Genomic DNA, 17,745 nt, shown 5'->3' on the forward strand with positions numbered 1-17,745 from the left:
GTCCTCCTCCGCGACCATGCTTCCGGGCACCGGGCGAGGTTCCGTCATCCCCCGCGGATGAGGTCGCGTCCGGCCAGTAGTCCTCGGGGCGGGATCGAGTAGACCTGCACCGGGCGTACGCCGTGGCGGTTCAGGATCGCGTTGGCGGCCAGCGCGGCTGACGCGGCGGAGCGTTCCATCAACGCGCAGGGGAACGACATGCGGACCCAGTCGCCGGCCAGGAACAATCCGTCGGCGTCGGTGATCACGCCGGGCCGGGTGGCGTCACTGCCCACATCGAACGCCGGGGCGTCGTACCCGATCCGGGTGTCGCTGTCGACCGCCCGCAACGTGCTTGTCTCCGGCCAGATCCCGGTGAGCTGCGACCACATGTCGCGGGCCGCGCTCGTCGCGTCGACGCCGGCGTCCGCGGCGTACGCGTGCAGTTCCAGGACCGCGCCTCCGGTCCGCCGCGACCATTCGGCCGAGCCTCGTTCGACGCGGTGGAACAGGCTCACCGAGTCCAGCAGCGGCTCGCGGGCGACGCTGCTGAACACCGCGCGGTCCGCGGCGACGTCCCGGTCGGTCCAGATCCGGCTGACCGCGTACGGGGCGGTCGTGCGTACCGTCTCGATGTTCTTGACCAGAGCCGGCGCCGAGCCGGTCAGGGTGGGTGACGCGGCGACGATGGCGCGCGCGGCGGCGGGGCCGGTGGCCAGGACGACGTGGTCCGCGCGGACCTGGGCGCCGCCGGTGAGGGTGACGGTCCAGCCCGGTTCGATCCGGTCGACGGCCGCGCCGGTGCGGATGTCCGCGCCCAGCGCCTGCAACCGCTCGCACAGCGGCGCCCAGATCGACGTCTGGTAGTCGTCGTCCGGCGCGTCGAAGGCCAGGCCCTCGGCGTTACGCAGGAAATAGAAGTGGAACTGCATGATCATCTCGGCGGCCGACATCTCGGCCGCGTGGTTGAAGAACGAGTGGGCGAACACGTCGAACAGCAGCGCGCGAGCCTGGTCCGGCATGGCGAGCCGGTCGAGGTAGTCCGCCGCCGACATCGTGTCGAAGTCCCGGTAGGTCTGCGCCCGGGAGAATCGCAGCAGCGCCATCGCCGTCGGTCCGTCGACGTCGCGCATCTCGCGCATCCGCAGGCTGGGGGAGCGGGCGATCAGCGCGAGCAGGCTCCACGGCGGTGTTTTCGGCAGCCCGCCGAAGTCCTCGTCCGGCCAGGCCCGGGACACCACGGGATAGTGCTCGGCCGGGCGGAGGAACGACAGCGCCGGGTCGATCCGGCGCAGGATGTTCCGCCAGTTGTAGTACTGCCGGAAGAAGGCGTGAAACCCGTGGCCGACCATCTGGGTGGACCCGTCCGCCAGCTGTTTCGGCCACGCCGCGAGCCGGCCACCGAGCCGATCGTCGCGTTCCAGCAGTGTCACCGCGACACCGCGTTCGGCGAGCAGCAGGGCCGATGTCATGCCCGCGATCCCACCCCCGATCACCACAGCGCTCGCGGGGTGGTCCACCCGGCCTGGCAGCGACCGGTCGATGCGGATGAGGCGTCGGGCGTGGCGGTTCGCGAAGCCGGAGCCGCGGGAAGGCGTCATGCTCCGCAAAGTTCCCGGCCACCTGTGATCCAACCCTGGCACTGCTTGCAGGCAGACTGTCGTCATGGTCATCGACGTTACGGCTCTGCGCGCGCACTTCCCCTCCCTCGACGGCGGCGTGGCGTACTTCGACTCCCCGGGCGGCACCCAGACGCCGCGCCCGGTCGCCGGGGCCATCGCCGAGACGATGCTGCGGCCGTTGTCCATCCGGGGGACGAGCACCGAGTCCGAACGCAACGCCGAGCGCACCGTCACGGAGTTCCGCGCTGCCTACGCCGACCTGCTGAACGTGCCCGCTCAGGGCATCGTGCACGGTCGCAGCGCCACCCAGCTCACGTACGACTTCTCCCGGCACCTGGCCAAGACCTGGCAGCCCGGCGACGAGATCGTTCTCAGCCGGCTCGAGCACGACAGCAACGTGCGGCCGTGGATTCAGGCAGCCGGGCCGGCCGGGGTGACAGTGCGCTGGATCGACCTCGACGGTCCGGAGCTCGACCTCGGCTCGCTGGAGCGGGCGCTGTCGCCGCGCACCCGTCTGGTCGCGGTCACCGCCGCGTCCAACGTTCTGGGAACCATTCCTTCGGTACGCCGGATCGCGGACCTCGCGCACGACGCGGGCGCCCTGCTCTACGTCGACGGGGTTCACTACGCCGCGCATCAGCTGGTGGACGTGCCGGCGCTGGGCGCGGATTTCTTCGTCTGCTCGCCGTACAAGTTCTTCGGTCCGCACTGCGGGGTGCTCGCCGCGGCGCCGGAGCTGCTGGAGAGCATCCGGCCGGACAAGCTGCTGCCGTCGTCGGACGCGGTCCCGGAGCGGTTCGAGTTCGGCACGCTGCCCTACGAGATGCTCGCCGGCGCGACGGCCGCTGTCGACTTCCTCGCGGGGATCGCCCCAGCTGCGACCCGCAGGGAGGGGCTGACGCGATCGTTCGAGGCGATCCACGAGCATGAAACCGCCCTGCTTACCCGGTTGGAACAAGGGCTCGGCAAGCTAGAGGTGACTGTTTACTCGCGGGCCGCCGACCGGACCCCGACGACGCTGATGAGCCTGAACGGCCGGGACGCCCGTGAGGCCCAGCTGTTCCTCGCGGAGCGCGACGTGCTCGCGCCGGCGGGATCGTTCTACGCGTACGAGCCCTTCACCGCGCTGAAGCTGCCCGAGCCCGCGCTGCGAGTCGGCCTGGCACCTTACAACACCGGCGAAGAGGTGGACCGGTTCCTCGCTGGTCTCGCTGATTTCCTGCGCAAATAGGATCAGCTGGTGACCTCAGCCCCCCTCCGCATCGCCCTGTTGTCATATCGGAGCAAACCGCACAGTGGGGGACAGGGAATCTACGTCCGGCATCTGTCACGGGAGCTGGTGAGGCTCGGTCACCAGGTGGAGGTGTTCTCCGGGCCGCCGCTGCCCGACCTGGACGAGGGGGTCGGCCTGACCGTCCTGCCGAGCCTCGACCTCTACCGGGAGCCTGATCCGTTCCGGACGCCGAAGCTGGCGGAGTTCCGGACGCCGGTCGACGTGCTGGAATGGGCGGCGATGTGCACCGGGGCGTTCCCGGAGCCGCTGACGTTCTCGCTGCGCGCCTGGCGGCATCTGCGGGAGCGGCTGGCCGGGTTCGACATCGTGCACGACAACCAGTGCCTCGGTTACGGGCTGCTGCCGTTGAGCCGGTCGGGCACGCCACTGGTCGCGACGATCCACCACCCGATCACCGTCGACCGGGATCTGGAGCTGGTGGCGGCGCCGGACTGGAAACGGCGGCTGTCGCTGCGGCGCTGGTACGCCTTCACCCGCATGCAGGCCCGGGTCGCCCGGAACCTGCCCTGGCTGACGACCGTGTCGCAGGCCGCCCGGGACGAGATCGTCGAAGCGTTCCGGGTTCCGGCCGAGCGGCTACGCGTGATCGGGGTAGGCGTGGACGTGGACACGTTCAGCCCGGGCGGCGAGAGAATCAACGGCCGCATCGTCACGGTGGCCAGCGCCGACGTACCCCTGAAAGGCCTCGCCGAACTGATCGAGGCGGTAGCCAAACTCCGCGCCGACCACGACGTGGAACTGGTGGTCGTCGGATCAGCCCGCCCGGACGGCGCCGCCGCGAAGGCGATCACCCGGCTCGGCCTGGAGGACGCAGTCCGGTTCGTCTCCGGCATCTCGGACGCCGAACTCGCCGATCTGTTCCGGTCAGCGACGGTGGCCGCGGTCCCGTCACGGTACGAAGGTTTCTCGCTGCCCGCCGTCGAGGCGATGGCATGCGGGATCCCGCTGGTGGTGACGACGGCGGGCGCGCTGCCGGAGGTGGCCGGCCCGGACGGGCTGGCGTCGCTGCACGTCGCGCCGGGCGACGCCGAGGCGTTGTCGGCGGCGATCGGGCGGCTGCTCGACGACGAGCCTCTGCGCCGCCGGCTGGGCGAGCAGGGCCGCCTGCGGGCGGTCGAGCAATTCACGTGGCGGCGGACCGCGATCCGCACCGCCGAATGGTACGCCGAAGCAATCGCCGCGAATCAGAACCGAAAGAGCAGGTAGAACACCGTTGCTGACCGTCGACTACGACAGGCTGGACGTCCGGCCGGGAATGCGCGTCCTCGATCTGGGGTGCGGCGAGGGCCGGCACACCTTCGAGGCGTACCGGCGTGGCGCGGACGTCGTCGCCCTGGATCTGAACGAGAAGGACCTGGCGACGACCGCGTCCTGGTGTGCGGCGATGGACCTGGCAGGCGAGTCGCCGGCGACGGCGACCGCCACGACGGTCAAGGGTGACCTGCTGTCGCTGCCGTTCCCGGACGCCAGTTTCGACCGGGTGATCGCCTCCGAGGTCCTGGAGCACATCCCGGACGACGTGACGGCGATCGCGGAGCTGGCCCGGGTGCTGCGGCCGGGCGGGCTGGCGGCGGTGACCGTGCCGCGCTGGCTGCCGGAACGGTTGTGCTGGGCTCTGTCCGACGAGTACCACGCCAACGAGGGCGGGCACGTCCGCATCTACAAGGAGAGCGAGCTGGCCGACCGGCTGCGCCAGGCCGGGCTGACGGTGACCGGCAACGGGTTCGCGCACGCGCTGCACAGCCCGTACTGGTGGCTCAAGTGCGCGATCGGGGACGCCGCACCGACCCGGGCGTACCACAAGATGCTGGTGTGGGACATCGTCGACAAGCCGGCGGTGACCCGGGTCGTGGAGCAGGCTCTCAACCCGCTGATCGGCAAGAGCGTGGTCATCTACCTGGAGAAACATGTCGGTTCCTGACCTGCCCCAGGTACTCGGCACCGATCAGATCCTGGCGACCGTCGCGAGCATCGCCGCGCAGCAGCAGCCGGACGGCCTGATCCCGTGGTACGCCGGCGGCCAGGCCGACCCGTGGGATCACGTCGAGGCGGCGATGGCCCTCGACGTCGGTGGTGAGGCGGACCGGGCGGCGGCCGCCTACGACTGGATGCGCCGCACGCAGCGGCCGGACGGCTCGTGGGCGTCGCGGTACGACCCGGGCGGGGTGATCGCGGACGCGACCGCGGAGACGAACCACGCCGCCTACCTCGCGGTCGGCTGCTGGCATCACTGGCTGAGCACCGGCGACGACGCTTTCCTCACCCGGATGTGGCCGGCGGTCCGCCGCGCCCTCGAGTTCGTGGTCGGCTGCCAGGCGATTGATGGAGAGATCTGGTGGGCGGCCGGCGACCCGGTGGCGCTGCTGACCGGCTGCTCCAGCATCCACCAGGCCCTACGCTGCGGCACCGCGATCGCCGAGCACCTCGGCGAGGCACAGCCCGGCTGGGAGATCGCGGCTTTTACATTGAGAAGCGCGCTCCAGAACCGGCCGGAAGCGTTCGCCGACAAGGGCCGCTTCTCGATGGACTGGTACTACCCGATTCTCGGTGGCGCGGTCCGTGGCACGGCGGCCCGGCATCGCATCGAGCAGCGGTGGGACGAGTTCGTCGTACCCGAGAAAGGTGTTTTCTGTGTCTCTGATCAGCCGTGGGTGACCGGCGCGGAGACGTGCGAGCTGGCTCTGGCCCTGGACACGCTCGGTGAGCGGTCCGCCGCGCGGGAGCTGATCGCGGCGATGCAGCACCTGCGCGAGGCGGACGGATCCTATTGGACCGGCCTGGTGCTGACCGACGGCGTGCGATGGCCGGTGGAACGGACCACCTGGACGGCGGCGGCGGTCGTCCTCGCCGTCGACGCCCTGCACGCGGAGCATCCCCGCTCGGCGATCTTCAAGAACGCCGGCGCAGCAGACGCAGCGAACCCTGCCCGGTGAGCTCGGTGTAGGCGTCCGAATCGAGAGCCTTGCGATAGATCCGGTAGGGCGCCTGCCCACCGTCAGCGGGGTCGGGGAACACGTCGTGGATGGCGAGGACCCCGCCCACCGCCAGATGCGGCGCCCAGCTCGCGAGGTCACGCTGCGCGGACTCGTCGGTGTGGCTGCCGTCGAGGAAGAGGAACGCGAGCGGCGTCCCCCACAGCGCGGCGAAATCCTCGGCCCGGGCCACCACGGCGACGACCACGTCCTCGGCGCCGGCCGCGGCGATGGTCGCGCGCAGGCCCGGCAGCGTGTCGATCAGCCCGACGGCCGGGTCGACCAGCTCGGGATCGTGATAATCCCAGCCCGGCTGATGCTCCTCGGACCCGCGGTGATGATCGACGGTCACCACCTTCGTGCCCCGCGCCCGGGCGGCCGCGGCCAGATAGAGCGTCGATTTCCCGAGGTAGCTGCCCACCTCCAGGATCGGCCCGTCCGGCGCCGCGAACGCCGCCTCGGCGAGGGCGCGGCCTTCGTCCTCGGGCATGAAGCCGGTAGCCGCGGCAGCAGCCGCCATCAGGTCGGAATCGAGCATCGCGCCATCATACAAAAACCAAGATCAACCCCCTTCTTTCGTACGCGTGACCGCACGGGACTTCCGGGGATGACATGGCGCTGTCGGATCTGCGGGCCGGGCCGTAGCTCAGATAGGTCATCGCAGCCTCATGACATGTCTGAGCTACGGCTCGCCCCGCGGCGGGTTACTTCGCGGCGTTGAGTTTCGCTTCGAGGCTTTCGCGGCGCTGGAGGAGGACGTCGATGACGGCCTGGTTCTCCGCGATGCCGGTCAGCTCGGTGGCGAGCTCCTCGTTCTCGATGATGCCCTCTGACTCGCCGCCGTCCTCGCCGCGACGGGCTTGGGCGTCGCCGTCGAGCCTGCGGAGCTCGGCGATCTCAGCGTCCAGATCGGTGATCCGCTGGCGGATCTCTTCTGTTGTGGGTTGATCGCTCATGACCGCAATCCTAGGAACGAGTCGGGCCGCACGCCGACGAGTCGTGCCTCACAGATGATCAACCCGGGCCACGCCCCTGGCTGTCGGGTATTGGTTCGGGCTGCCCAGGCCGTCGAAATCCGGGGCGGGGCTGCCGTCCACGTCCGCCTCGGTGGGGTCGATGCCGGCCGCCAGGGCACGTTTGCGGGCCAGGACCCGGCGCGTCACCAGGAAGATCAGGAAGGCGATGCCGAGGGCCAGCACGCCTTTCGACACCGGGCCGAGGAAGCCCTCCACACGCTCCCAGTTGTCGGCGAGCAGCCAGCCGGCGCCGATCAGGGCGCCGTTCCAGATGCCGCTGCCGATGGTGGTGAACAGGATGAACCTGCTCAGCGGCATCCGCGCGACGCCCGCCGGTAGCGAGATCAGGCTGCGGACGATCGGGACGCAGCGGGCGGCGAGCACGAGCCAGGAGCCGTATTTGTCGAAGAGGGCGTAACCGCGTTCCACATCCGCGCGCGTGGCCAGGACGAACCAGCGTCTGCCGGCGAGCGCGTGCAGTCGGTCGTACCCCAGCAGGGCTCCGACGTAGTAGAGGACGAGCGCGCCCGCGAGGGCGCCGATGGTGGCGGTGACCCAGACGGCGACGATGTTGAGGTCGCCGGCGCGAGCGTGGAAGCCGGCCAGCGGCAGGATCAGCTCGGACGGGATCGGCGGGATGACGGTCTCGAGGAAGAGCAGCAGCCCGACGCCGATCGCTCCCAGCGCATCGACGAGCCGGAAGACCCAGTCGGTGATGAAATCGGTGATGCCACCCATGCGGAAATTCGTCTCCTCATACGGATCAGCGGCCATGACAGGCCGCTTAGCCGCCGAAGATACGGGCGTAAGATGCATATTTCCTGAAAACGTTCCCAGCGGGAACGATCAGGTCCGGTCATCCCTGCGGGATCGCGAGTCCGGCGGCCCAGAGCAGGCCGCGTTCGGTCATGGTGCGGGTCTGTGGCACCTCGAGGTCGGCGGGGGAGTGTCCCAGGGCGGAGACGAAGACCCGTCCCTGGCCGAAACGGCGGGCCCAGGCCACCGGCATGACGACACCGGCGGTCTCCGGAGCGCCGTGTTCGCCGGTGAACGTCGTGGTCGCCAGTACCTCCAGGGCGGGGTCGACGTGGCAGTAGTACTGCTCGGTGTGCACGGCGTACGAGGCCAGACCGGCGGTGATCGGGTGCTTGCCGGTGATGTCGACGGTGTAGTCGACGAAGCCGCCCGGATGGTTGATGAAGCGGCCGCCGACCATGTGCTGGTACTGGGCGGCCTCGTACCCGGTCGCGAGGACCCCGCCGTGCCAGCCGGCGAAGCCGGCGCCGTCGCGGACTCGTTCGACGAGCCCGTTCTCCTGTTCGGCGGTCATGCGTCCGCCGGTCCAGCACTGCACGATCAGGTCGACCGAGGCGAGGGCGTCGCGGTTCGTGTAGACGTCGAGGTCGTCCACGACGTACAGGGTGAAGCCGTTGCGTTCGAGGAACGCTCGGAAGGTTTCGGTGCAGGCCACCGGCTCGTGCCCGGCCCATCCGCCGCGGACGATCAGTGCGTTCATCGGGCTCTCACGGTTTCCAGGATCTCATCCAGAGGGCGAGCTGCTGAACACCCGGCCGGTACCACTGTCAGCGCCTCAAGGCATCGGCAGGTTCGATCCGGGTAGCTCGCCAGGCGGGGTAGAGGCCGGCGACAAGGCCGGTGAGCGCACCGACCAGTGGGGCCGGGAGCACCGTCGCGGGCTGCAGGAGCGGGGTCCATTCCCTGAGGTAGGCGACGGCCACCACGGCGGCGACTCCCACGCTGGTGCCGATGAGGCCGCCGATCAGGCCGAGGGTGCCGGACTCGGCGAGGAAGTGGGCTGCCACGTGCCGGCGGCGGGCGCCGAGGGCGCGACGCAGGCCGATCTCGCCGACGCGTTCCAGGACCGCTACCAGCGTCGTGTTGGCGATGCCGACCGCGCCGATGAGCAGGCAGACTGCGGCGAGGGTAAGGAAGAGCGTGCCGAGGTCGGTGGTCACCCCCTCACGCAGCTCTCGTGGGTCGGGCGGTGTGATTGTCGTGAACCGGTTCGGCTCCTCGGGCCGCAGGGCCAGCGGCGCCTCGTCGCCGACCTGCTGGGCGGCACCGATCTCGGTGTCGATGAGCGCCCGCGTCCCGGTGCCGGCGCCCCAGGCGGCTTCCGCCGTCCCGGCCGGGACCACAGCGCTGAGCAGGGTGCCGGCCTCCCGGTCGACGTCGTCGATGATGCCGATGACGACGAATGGGGTGCCGCCGATGAAGACCGCCGGTTGTTCGTCGATCCAGGTGATGCCCAGCCGGCCGGCCGCACCGGAACCGAGCACCACGACGCGTTGGTGCTCGGCGTCGTGCCACGTGTCGAAGACTCGGCCTGAGCTGAGGCGTGCGTGGATCGCGCGCAGGTAACCGGGTGAGGCGGCGAGCACCTTCAGGTTCTCGCCGGGCTCCTGGGCAGTCGGCCGGCGGGCGGCGAGCGGGCCCGGGTCGGCGACCTCCCAGAAGAGGCCGGCGCTGCGCACCCCGTTCAGAGCGGTCAGCCGCTGTTCCGCATCGTCCGGGAACGCCGTGCCGGCGTCGGGCTGGTCGGTGGTGTCCTGAACGAGCACCTCGGTGGCGACCAGCGCGGTGAAACGGTTGCTGATCTGTCCCTCGACGGTGGTGGTCAGGCCCAGGACGGTGACGAACGCCGCGACACCGAGCAGGGTGCCCAGCACGGTCAGCCCGGCCCGTCCCGGCCGCGCCAGCATGCCGGCGACGGCCTCGTCGACCACGTCCCGCAAACCCAGCCGGGTCGCGGGAACCATCCGCGGCGCCCGCCTGAACAGGGAAAGCCTGCTCATCGGAGAAACCCGTCCTTGATCAGAACGGAGCGGTGGGCCCGGCCGGCGACCTGCTGGTCGTGCGTGACCATGAGAACCGTCAGGCCCGAAGCGTTGAGCTCGCCGATGAGAGCGAGCACGGCTGCCGCGTTGGCGCTGTCCAGGTTGCCGGTCGGCTCGTCGCAGAGCAGCAGCGACGGCCGGTTCACCAGCGCCCGGGCGATAGCGACCCGTTGCGCCTCGCCGCCGGACAGGTGCCCTGCGCGCGCGTACACCCGGTGTGTGAGCCCGACCCGGTCGAGGGTCTCGAGCGCGAGGGCGGTCCGGGCGCGGCGATTCACCGAGGTGTAGATCAGGGCCAGCTTGACGTTCTCCAGTACCGACCGGTGCCGCAGCAGGTGGAACGACTGGAACACGAAGCCGATGCGCCGCCCGCGCAGCGCGGTCCGGTCGGCGTCGGCGAGGGCGGCCGTGTCGATGCCGTCGAGGCGGTACACGCCGCCGTCCGGGCGGTCGAGCAGCCCCACCAGGTTGAGGAAGGTGGATTTTCCGGAGCCGGACGGGCCGGTCACGGAGACGTACTCTCCGGGGTTGACCATCAGATCGGCCTCGTGCAGAGCCCGCACCGGGGGCGGTCCCGGATAGGAGCGGGTCACGCGAGCGAACTCGACGACCGGTGGAGCCGTCATCCGGAGCGCTCCCCGACGGCGATCCGGTCGCCTTCGGCCAGCCCGTCACCGCTGACCTCGACGAATCCGCCGGCGGCCGCCCCGGTCCGGACGGGGACCGACTGCCGCTCGTCGCCGCCCGGCGCCCGGAGAACCCGGGTCGAACCGTCCGCGGCCGAGAAGATCGCCGAGACCGGTACGACCAGGACGGCCTCCTCGGTGGTCGCAGCGGTGACGGTGAGGCGTACGTCTTCGCCGGTGAAGTCCGCGGGGAGCGCCTTCGTGCTGCTCACCGTGATCGGGTGACCGGTCTCCGACCCGGCGCCCTGTTTCAGCGCGCCGATCGACGCCAGTTTTCCGGCGGCCTCGTCACCGGTGGTCTCGTTGAGGATCCGCACCGGCATGCCGGTCTCCACCAGTTCACGGTCGGCGGGCGCCAGGATGCCCCGGACCACCATCTTTCCCACCGAGAGGGTGAGGATCGCGTCGCGGACCTCAGCGCCCAGGCTCGCCTTGACCGCGGCCACCCGAGCGGGCAGGGACTTGACGAAGTAGACCTCGCTCATCGGCAGGTAGGCATCGGGGCGTGGGGCCGCTGTGGGGGAGGCGCTCGGAGACACGGTGGGATCGGCCACGGGATCGGCCGCAGGATCGGCCACGGGATTGGTCTCCTCGACCGGCGGATCGTAGTCACGGGCCTGGTACATCTTGCGGATCGCACGTTCGGTGGAGGCGCCGAAGACCCCGTCCCGGTCGCTGATCCGGTAACCCAGGTCGCCCAGCGCCGACTGCAACTGCTCTACGTCCGAGCCCGTCATCCCGGTGTGGATATCGCGGTACGGCGGCACGGGGCCGCTGAGCGCGATGACCGGTCGTCCGGAGATCTCCGCCAGAACCGTGCCCGCCTCGACCGGGTCGCCCGCTTTGACCGTGCGCTGCGAGATGACGGCCCGGCCTTCGCCGAGCACCGCCTTGACGTCGAGCGCCCGATCGGGCTCGACGGTGCCCCGTAGCACCACCGCCTGTTCCAGCACTCGCCGTTCCACGGTCGCGGTGATCAGGCTCGGCGCGGGCGGAGCGGCCTCGGCCGCCGCCTGCTGCGGTGACTTGATCAGGGTGGAGGCGCCGAGTCCGGCGAGCGCCATCACCACCGCCCCGGTGACCAGGCCGATCAGGAACCTGCGCCGGCCGCGCAACGGGTCGGCGGGGGCGGGATTACCGTCCACTCAGCACCGTCGCCGCGTTCTTCAGGGCGTTCTGCGTGTTCCGGTGGGCGGTCTCGAGCCGCTCCGCGTTGTTCTCCACGATCTGCTGCTGGTACGCGGTCAGGATCGAGGTCATCTGATCGAGGTAGTTGACCTTCTTCTTGCAGCGCACGTCGGCGACCGCGGTCTTGATCTCCGGCCCTGAGGCGACGACGCTGTCGTCCTTCCACCAGCGCTGGTCGTTGTTCGCGTCGTCCGGCGTGTCGTACCGATAGCCGGATTCCTTCATGCACGCGCTCCAGCGGGCGATCACTGTGAGCGCGCGCTCGTCGGCGAAGGTGCGGGTGGCCGCCTCGTTCGTCTGGTCCTCGAGCCAGGAGTCCTCCTCGAGATTCCACTGGACCTTGCTGTGCCCCTCGCCGATGCAGCCGCCCGCCGGCACGCCCTCCGGCGCTTGCAGGCCTGGACGAGTGCCGAGCAGCACGAGGGCCTGGTCGTCGGTGAGGTTCGTGTGAGCGCTGTCCGTCTGCGTGTACTGGGCGACATCCTCCGGATCACCGTGGTACCCGTTCTGTTTCGCCTCCGCCTCGTCCATGAGGCCGAGCCGGTTCGTCCGGTCCCGAAGAGCGTCCAGGTTCTGGCGCCCGAACTTGTAGGTGATGCCGAACCGCTTCATGCAGTCCGCGGCCACCATCTTCGAGGCGTAGTCGAGATCGATGAACTGGTCCACCGTGGTGGTGTAGCGGTCGAGTGGCAGCCGCGTGTCGTTGAGATTCGACACCGAGGGCGTGGCGGTCACCGGCGGTGGCGGAAGCGAGGCGACGGACGCCGGCGGTCCGCCTCCGGCATCCTGATCACCGGTGCATCCGGCGGTGGACAGCGCGCCGGCCGTCAGCACGACCGCGACGAGAACACGTTTCATCGGTACGCTCCCACTCGTTCTTCTTGTTCTCTGCCTGGGGACGCCGGCGGTGGCGCGTACGCCACCCCCGCCGGCGCCTCTATCGCTCGGGCTTCGCTGTCAGCACTGCCAGTGGTGCGAGGAGATGACGTCCTCGTAGACGGTGCGCAGCAGAGTCTTCGCCTGCCCGCCGACAGCGATCTTGACGGTCTTGGTGCTGTTGGAAAGGGAGCCGCTGTTGTTGCCCCACGCCGCGGTGCACGAGGAGCCGAAGCTCATGACTCCGCCGCTGTTGTCGTTGACCTTGGCGCCGGTCTTCTTGTAGTAGTTGTTGCTCAGGTTGGAGTCGGTGCTCTCGTAGTCCCAGGCGGCGACCTCGTAGATGTCGCCCTGCCAGATGCAGGATTCAGAGGTTTCGCAGTCGCCGTCGAAGTTGGTGTTCGCCGCCGATGCCGGCACGGCGGTTCCGAACAGGACGGCGGTGGCCGCGAAGCCGGTGACGGCGAGCGTACCGAGCCAGCGTGTCCGCGAAGTGGTCCGAGACAAGTGGTATCCCTTCCCCGTGCGGAGCGCGTTCGCTCCGCCTACCCATGAGCCTCGGGTCGCCCCATAGGCTGCGAGGTCAGTCGGACGTAAGTAACCTCAAGCGACACTGCGATTGCTTTGAGTGATCAAGTTCAGGAGTTGTTCCGGCGACTGAACGCCCCGGAGCAGTTCCCGCTGGAGCCGTTCGAGGCCGGGTGCGTGCAGGCCGGTCTCCTTCACCAGGTGGTGACGGGCCTGCCGGAACGTTATGGAGGTCGCCTCCACCAGCCTGCCGCTGAGTGCCTCGGCGACCATGAGCTGCAGCCAGAACCGCTCGCGCCTCGGGTGCAGCTCGGCCAGCTTCCGGATTCTGGGCAGGGCGAGATCGGTTTGCCCGGACCGCAGGCTGGACAGCACCAGCATCTCCTCGGCCTGGAAGCGCAACTCCTCGAGATAGGCCGCTTCGGCGCGGAGCGACTGCACGTCCACCACGTCCGGCATCGCTTCGGCGCCGCGCCACAGATCGAGCGCCGCGCGAGCGGTCCCGGCCGCGCCCACCGGATCCAAAGGCCATCGGGTACGCGCCTCGTGCAGCAATTCTCGGAACCGGTACGCGTCGACGACACAGCTGTCGGGCGCGATCCGATACCCAGCCGTGCTGGTCGTCAGGGCTCGTTCGGTCTTGTGCCGCACGGCGCCGCGCAGCACCCGGATGTGCGAACGCACCATCTGCGGGGCGTGGGGCGGGTGGCCGGAACCCCAGATCGACCGGACCAGCTGTCCGGTTGACACGGGCCGCCCGGCCGCCGCGACCAGCAGCGCGAGCACCTTGCGGCACTGCGGCTGGAGGTCGATCTTCGCCCCGCTGGACCCCGTGATCTCGACCGGTCCGAGAATCCGCACCTCAGGCCATTCTTGATCTTCGCGCACAGTGCAGACTCCCGCCTCTAAAGGCGCCCCCCGGAGACGGAGAATACACAGTGGACAGGCATCGCGGTGACCCGTCAGCCGAGGTGCCCCGCGGCTTATTGCCGCGGGGCACCTCAGCTGACCGGTCGTGGAAGTGGATCAGGACTGTGCGAGCAGTGCCAGCAGGAAGTTCAGGATCGCGGCCAGTGTTCCGGCGCTCGGGTTCTGGTCGAGCAGGTGGGTGATCGCGCAGAGCAGATTGCCGAGCAGGTTGCCGGGCGCGGACTGGGCGGTGATCGTCAAGTGCACCTGGTTCAGGTCCACGACCAGGCCGAGAACGTCCAGGTGCAGCGGGCCGAGGGTCAGGTCGAGGACCCGGCACGTCGCCTGGGCCACGGCGGCGGGCATGCTCACGGGCTGGTCGACCGTACCGACGGTGTCTCCGGACGAGTCGGTGAGCGCGCCCGTCAGGGTGCCCGCGGCGAGCAGGCCGCCGTCCTGGGCGGAGAAGCTCTCCGGTGTGAAGGTGCCGGCGAAGGTGCCCGCGCCTCCGGTGGCGTCGGTGAAGGTTCCGGTGACCGGGACGCCGGGGATGACGGCGGCCTGGGTGGTGGGTGCGGCGGGAGCGGCGGTGGCGGGGCTCGTGCCCACCGCGGCGAAACCCAATGCCGCGAGCAGGACTACGAGGATCGTCGAGAACCGTTGCCGGTGTGTCATCGTTCCTCCTGGTTTTATGTGCGGTGCTTTCACTGGTAAGCCTCGATGTCCGCGGAGATCGGTCCCAGTGAGTGCTGTCATCGATCGGCCTGACAACTGTCATGTCCGGCTTTCCCGGAGCCAGCCCGCGCCCTCGGCGACCCGGATCGCTTCGAGGCGGTTGCGAGCGCCGGTCTTGCGCAGGATCACCGAGATGTAGTTGCGGACCGTGCCGGCGGTCAGGTGCAACGTCGCGGCGACATCGGCGGCCGGCATTCCGGACGCGGCGACGCTCAGCACGTCCAGTTCGCGCTCCGACAGTGGGCTGCGCGGCGCGGCGACCATGGCGACGACCAGGTCAGCGTCGATGACGCGTTCGCCCTGGGCCAGCTGCCGGATGCCGCGGATCAGGTCGCTCGGTGCGGCCTGCACGCCGACCACGCCCTGAACGGGGAAGTCCAGCGCGCGACGCAGCTGGGCCGGTGCGTCCGGGCCGGCCAGCACCAGCGTGACGCAGCCGGGTTGCTCCGCGGTGAGAGTGGTGAACAGGCGCAGGCCGTCGCCGGCCAGCAACCCCACGTTGATGATCGCCACGTCCGGCGGGACCGCGCGGGCCATGGCCGGCGCCTCGTGGAGGCAGCCGAGCTCGGCCACCACGGTGAAGTCCTCTTCCAGCGACAATGTCGCGGCCAGGGCGCCGCGCAGCAGATTCATGGGTTCGACGAGCAGGATGCGGATCATGGTGGCCTCCCAGCCAGGGAATTTCGCGGTGGGAATGCCGACGTCCTCAGATGTGTGGAGGGTCGGCTGGCGCGCCGCCGGGCCGGGTCACCGGGGCGGGCTTGATTCCTGAACCGCGGAAGTTAGCTGGGAGGGCCGCTGTGCCGGACGGGTCGTCCGGAGGCGGTCGCGTTTTCGGGCAGAGGTGTGGCGCCGGCCTGGGTGTCCGGCCACCAGGAGGACGGGACGGTGCCCATCGGGGCTGCGGTCGTGCTGCCGGCGTCGCGGAGATGGGCGGCGCCGGCGGACTGCTCACCGGGGTGGGACGGGGTGATCGGGTTGTGCCACGGAGTGCCAGGGGCCGGTGCCAGGGTGGGCGCGGGGTGGTGCTGCCGGGTCTCCGCCCGTGGTGTGGAGGGGCCGTAGAGGGCGGGCGGCGTCGTGGTGACGGAGACCGGGTGGAGATCGGCCTCTGGCGGCGTGACGAGACGTGCCGTCGCCAGCGGGTCGTGGGCGGCCGGTTGCGTCGCGGCCTTCTCGACCGGCTGTGCCTTGGTCGTCTTGTGCGGCTGAGCCTTGGTGGTCTTGCCCGGCTTTGTTGCCGGAACCGATGGCAGGGTGTCCGCGCTGGGCAGGTCGGGGACTGCCGTCGTGGGCGGATTCTTGGCGGCGGTGAGGACGCGACGGACGAGTGTGCCGGGATCTGCCGCGCGTGCCACCTTCTTCAGCGGCTTTGTCGCCTTCTTCAGCGGCTTGGTCACCTCTTTCAGCGGCTTTGTCACCGCCTGCGGTGCGGGGGCCGCGCGCTTCGCGGCTTTCGCGACCTTCGTAACCTTCGTGACCTGCTTCCGTACCGGTTCGGCCTTGTGGAGCTTGGGCTTTGCCGCGATGGCCTTCTGTGCCTTGGCGGGAATCGCCTGCGGGGTGACCAGCTCCTCGACGGAGGCGAGCGGCCGGTCGAGCACGCCCTCGTCGGCGCGGGCCGCGTGATCCAGGAGGCTCACCGCGAAGTACGCGGCGATGGCCATGCCGATCACGAACAGCAGGCGGGCGACGCGCGAAACAGTCGCGGTCACGATCCACCTCCTGCCGGCGCCAGTCGTCATGCCATCGACAAAGGTCTACCCGTCCTGTCGCGTCGGATGCGCTTTCGCCCGGAAAAATCTCTGATGACCGGAAAGCAGGCGGCGGGCCTGAGCAAACGTTCTGCTCAAGCCCGCCGCCGGAACTATTCAGATCAGGCGAAGCCCTTCATGTTCCGCCAGTCGACGGTGAGGACGACCTTCTGAGTGCCGCCGTACGTCGTGGTGGTGGTGTAGAACCGGGTCTCGCCGGTGGCCGCGACCACAGCCCACATGTCCGGGACCTTGTCGCCGCTCGCGTCCGGCGTACCGATGACGGTCTTGATCGTGGTCCACCCGCTGCCGTACTGGGTGTCGACGCCCTGGCGGGACGCCGCCGCGCTCTTCAGCGAGTCCAGGTTGACGCTGGTCGCGACGGTGCCGGGCTTGCCGTGGCGCAGCCACATGAAGCCGGTGTCCAGGTGCCGCCAGACCAGGTCGGGAGTGCCGTCGAGGTCGACGTCGGCGATGTTCACGATCTCCGCGCGGCTCCAGTTGGTGGCGTCCATCTGGACGGCCGACTGGAAGGCGCCACCGGTATAACCACTCAGGATCCAGAACGCGGAACCGGACCGGATCGCCAGGTCGGCACGGTGGTCGCCGGTGATGTCCCCGACCGCCTTCATCTGGGTCCAGGTGGACGGCGCGGGTACGCCGGCCGGCAGCAGCACCTTGAGCCGGTTGTCGACGTTGAAGCTGCCGTACCCGTCACCCGGGTAGAGCCAGAAGCCCTCGTGGTTACGGGCGAACAGGTCGGTGGTGCCGTCACCGGGGTAGACGTCGGAGTGCTTCGCGATCAGCGCCGCCGTTCCGGTGGCCGGGTCGGTCCAGTGCCCGGCCGGGTCGAGCTTGCCGGCCGAGTTGTACGAGGCGACCAGCGAGCCCCAGAGTTCACCGGCGTCGTCACCGGGCAGCGAACGCAGGTTGCCGTTGGCGTCGATGACGAGCAGGTCCGGCTTCTGGTCGCCGCCGATGTCGCCGGGGCCGTCAGCGACGCTGCTCGGCGGCACGTAGAACGTGTAGACAGCGGTCGGGCTCGGGTTGCCGACCGAGTCGTACGCGATCACGTGCAGCCCGTTCGGACCGGAGTGCCGTGGCGCCAGGGCCGGCACGGTGGCCTTGCCGCTGGTCGCGGTCACCGGTACGGGCGTACCCACGCCGTTGAAGGTGTAGGCGAACCGCACGGCGCCGGTGGACTCGAAGGTGACCGGGCCGGTCTGGCCGAACTTCACGGTGGCCCAGGTGGCGCCGTCCGCTGTCGCTTCGAGGAAGACGTCGCTGGTCACGTCCGGCGCCGGTGGTGCGGAGGCGTCGATGGTGAT

At 69.9% G+C, this 17,745-nt stretch carries 19 protein-coding genes; 4 read left to right on the top strand and 15 right to left on the bottom strand.

Annotation, left to right across the window (positions count from 1 at the left end; translation table 11 throughout):
- Positions 1 to 44 precede the first annotated feature (44 nt).
- A complete protein-coding gene (locus B0I29_RS41355; RefSeq protein ID WP_111654645.1) occupies positions 45 to 1,580 on the bottom strand; it encodes an FAD-dependent oxidoreductase in 1,536 nt (511 codons plus the stop codon).
- Between the two features lie 64 nt (positions 1,581 to 1,644).
- On the opposite strand from B0I29_RS41355, the gene B0I29_RS41360 reads away from it, so the two are divergent.
- Genes B0I29_RS41360 through B0I29_RS41375 form a run of 4 tightly spaced genes read left to right on the top strand, consistent with a single transcriptional unit; the run spans position 1,645 to position 5,828 of the window.
- Positions 1,645 to 2,832, top strand: a complete 1,188-nt coding sequence (locus B0I29_RS41360) for a cysteine desulfurase-like protein (protein ID WP_111654646.1) — start codon at positions 1,645 to 1,647, stop codon at positions 2,830 to 2,832.
- Between the two features lie 9 nt (positions 2,833 to 2,841).
- Positions 2,842 to 4,101, top strand: a complete 1,260-nt coding sequence (locus tag B0I29_RS41365; protein ID WP_111654647.1) for a glycosyltransferase family 4 protein — start codon at positions 2,842 to 2,844, stop codon at positions 4,099 to 4,101.
- A 7-nt stretch (positions 4,102 to 4,108) separates the two neighbouring features.
- Positions 4,109 to 4,816 carry a class I SAM-dependent methyltransferase gene (locus B0I29_RS41370; RefSeq protein ID WP_111654648.1) on the top strand — a complete coding sequence of 236 codons (708 nt, stop codon included), beginning with the start codon at positions 4,109 to 4,111 and terminating at the stop codon, positions 4,814 to 4,816.
- A complete protein-coding gene (locus B0I29_RS41375) occupies positions 4,803 to 5,828 on the top strand; it encodes a prenyltransferase/squalene oxidase repeat-containing protein (RefSeq protein WP_111654649.1) in 1,026 nt (341 codons plus the stop codon). The genes B0I29_RS41370 and B0I29_RS41375 overlap by 14 nt, the downstream gene beginning before the upstream one ends.
- On the opposite strand, the gene B0I29_RS41380 is transcribed toward B0I29_RS41375, so the two are convergent.
- The 14 genes from B0I29_RS41380 to B0I29_RS46170 form a co-directional block, all read right to left on the bottom strand.
- Positions 5,785 to 6,405: a class I SAM-dependent methyltransferase gene (locus B0I29_RS41380; RefSeq protein ID WP_111654650.1), complete on the bottom strand. Its 621-nt coding sequence runs from the start codon at positions 6,403 to 6,405 to the stop codon at positions 5,785 to 5,787. The two genes, B0I29_RS41375 and B0I29_RS41380, sit on opposite strands and share 44 nt — an antisense overlap.
- Before the next feature lie 166 nt (positions 6,406 to 6,571).
- The gene (locus tag B0I29_RS41385) at positions 6,572 to 6,823 is read right to left on the bottom strand and encodes a hypothetical protein (RefSeq protein WP_221402883.1); all 252 of its coding nucleotides are present in this window, start codon (positions 6,821 to 6,823) and stop codon (positions 6,572 to 6,574) included.
- Positions 6,824 to 6,871: 48 nt separating this feature from the next.
- Positions 6,872 to 7,657: a DedA family protein gene (locus tag B0I29_RS41390; protein ID WP_245973164.1), complete on the bottom strand. Its 786-nt coding sequence runs from the start codon at positions 7,655 to 7,657 to the stop codon at positions 6,872 to 6,874.
- Between the two features lie 82 nt (positions 7,658 to 7,739).
- A complete protein-coding gene (locus B0I29_RS41395; RefSeq protein WP_111654653.1) occupies positions 7,740 to 8,399 on the bottom strand; it encodes a ThuA domain-containing protein in 660 nt (219 codons plus the stop codon).
- A 67-nt stretch (positions 8,400 to 8,466) separates the two neighbouring features.
- Positions 8,467 to 9,699 (bottom strand): ABC transporter permease, encoded by a 1,233-nt coding sequence (locus B0I29_RS41400; RefSeq protein ID WP_111654654.1) that lies wholly within the window; start codon positions 9,697 to 9,699, stop codon positions 8,467 to 8,469.
- Positions 9,696 to 10,367, bottom strand: a complete 672-nt coding sequence (locus tag B0I29_RS41405; protein WP_111654655.1) for an ABC transporter ATP-binding protein — start codon at positions 10,365 to 10,367, stop codon at positions 9,696 to 9,698. The genes B0I29_RS41400 and B0I29_RS41405 overlap by 4 nt, the downstream gene beginning before the upstream one ends.
- Positions 10,364 to 11,572, bottom strand: coding sequence for a peptidoglycan-binding protein (locus tag B0I29_RS41410; protein ID WP_111654656.1), 1,209 nt, complete (start codon positions 11,570 to 11,572; stop codon positions 10,364 to 10,366). The genes B0I29_RS41405 and B0I29_RS41410 overlap by 4 nt, the downstream gene beginning before the upstream one ends.
- Positions 11,562 to 12,473: a hypothetical protein gene (locus B0I29_RS41415; RefSeq protein ID WP_111654657.1), complete on the bottom strand. Its 912-nt coding sequence runs from the start codon at positions 12,471 to 12,473 to the stop codon at positions 11,562 to 11,564. The genes B0I29_RS41410 and B0I29_RS41415 overlap by 11 nt, the downstream gene beginning before the upstream one ends.
- 99 nt (positions 12,474 to 12,572) lie before the next feature.
- Positions 12,573 to 12,998: a hypothetical protein gene (locus tag B0I29_RS41420; protein ID WP_111654658.1), complete on the bottom strand. Its 426-nt coding sequence runs from the start codon at positions 12,996 to 12,998 to the stop codon at positions 12,573 to 12,575.
- 96 nt (positions 12,999 to 13,094) lie between these two features.
- Complete coding sequence (locus tag B0I29_RS41425) at positions 13,095 to 13,880, bottom strand: AfsR/SARP family transcriptional regulator (RefSeq protein ID WP_146617062.1); 786 nt, start codon at positions 13,878 to 13,880, stop codon at positions 13,095 to 13,097.
- A 165-nt stretch (positions 13,881 to 14,045) separates the two neighbouring features.
- Complete coding sequence (locus tag B0I29_RS41430) at positions 14,046 to 14,603, bottom strand: hypothetical protein (protein WP_111654660.1); 558 nt, start codon at positions 14,601 to 14,603, stop codon at positions 14,046 to 14,048.
- A 99-nt stretch (positions 14,604 to 14,702) separates the two neighbouring features.
- A complete protein-coding gene (locus tag B0I29_RS41435) occupies positions 14,703 to 15,323 on the bottom strand; it encodes a response regulator transcription factor (protein ID WP_111654661.1) in 621 nt (206 codons plus the stop codon).
- A 122-nt stretch (positions 15,324 to 15,445) separates the two neighbouring features.
- A complete protein-coding gene (locus tag B0I29_RS41440) occupies positions 15,446 to 16,378 on the bottom strand; it encodes a hypothetical protein (protein ID WP_111654662.1) in 933 nt (310 codons plus the stop codon).
- A gap of 161 nt (positions 16,379 to 16,539) precedes the next feature.
- Positions 16,540 to 17,745: FG-GAP repeat domain-containing protein (locus B0I29_RS46170; RefSeq protein WP_181558243.1), on the bottom strand; the 1,206-nt coding region annotated here is incomplete at its 5' end.

The organism is Actinoplanes lutulentus, from assembly GCF_003259845.1.
Lineage (GTDB): Bacteria > Actinomycetota > Actinomycetes > Mycobacteriales > Micromonosporaceae > Actinoplanes > Actinoplanes lutulentus.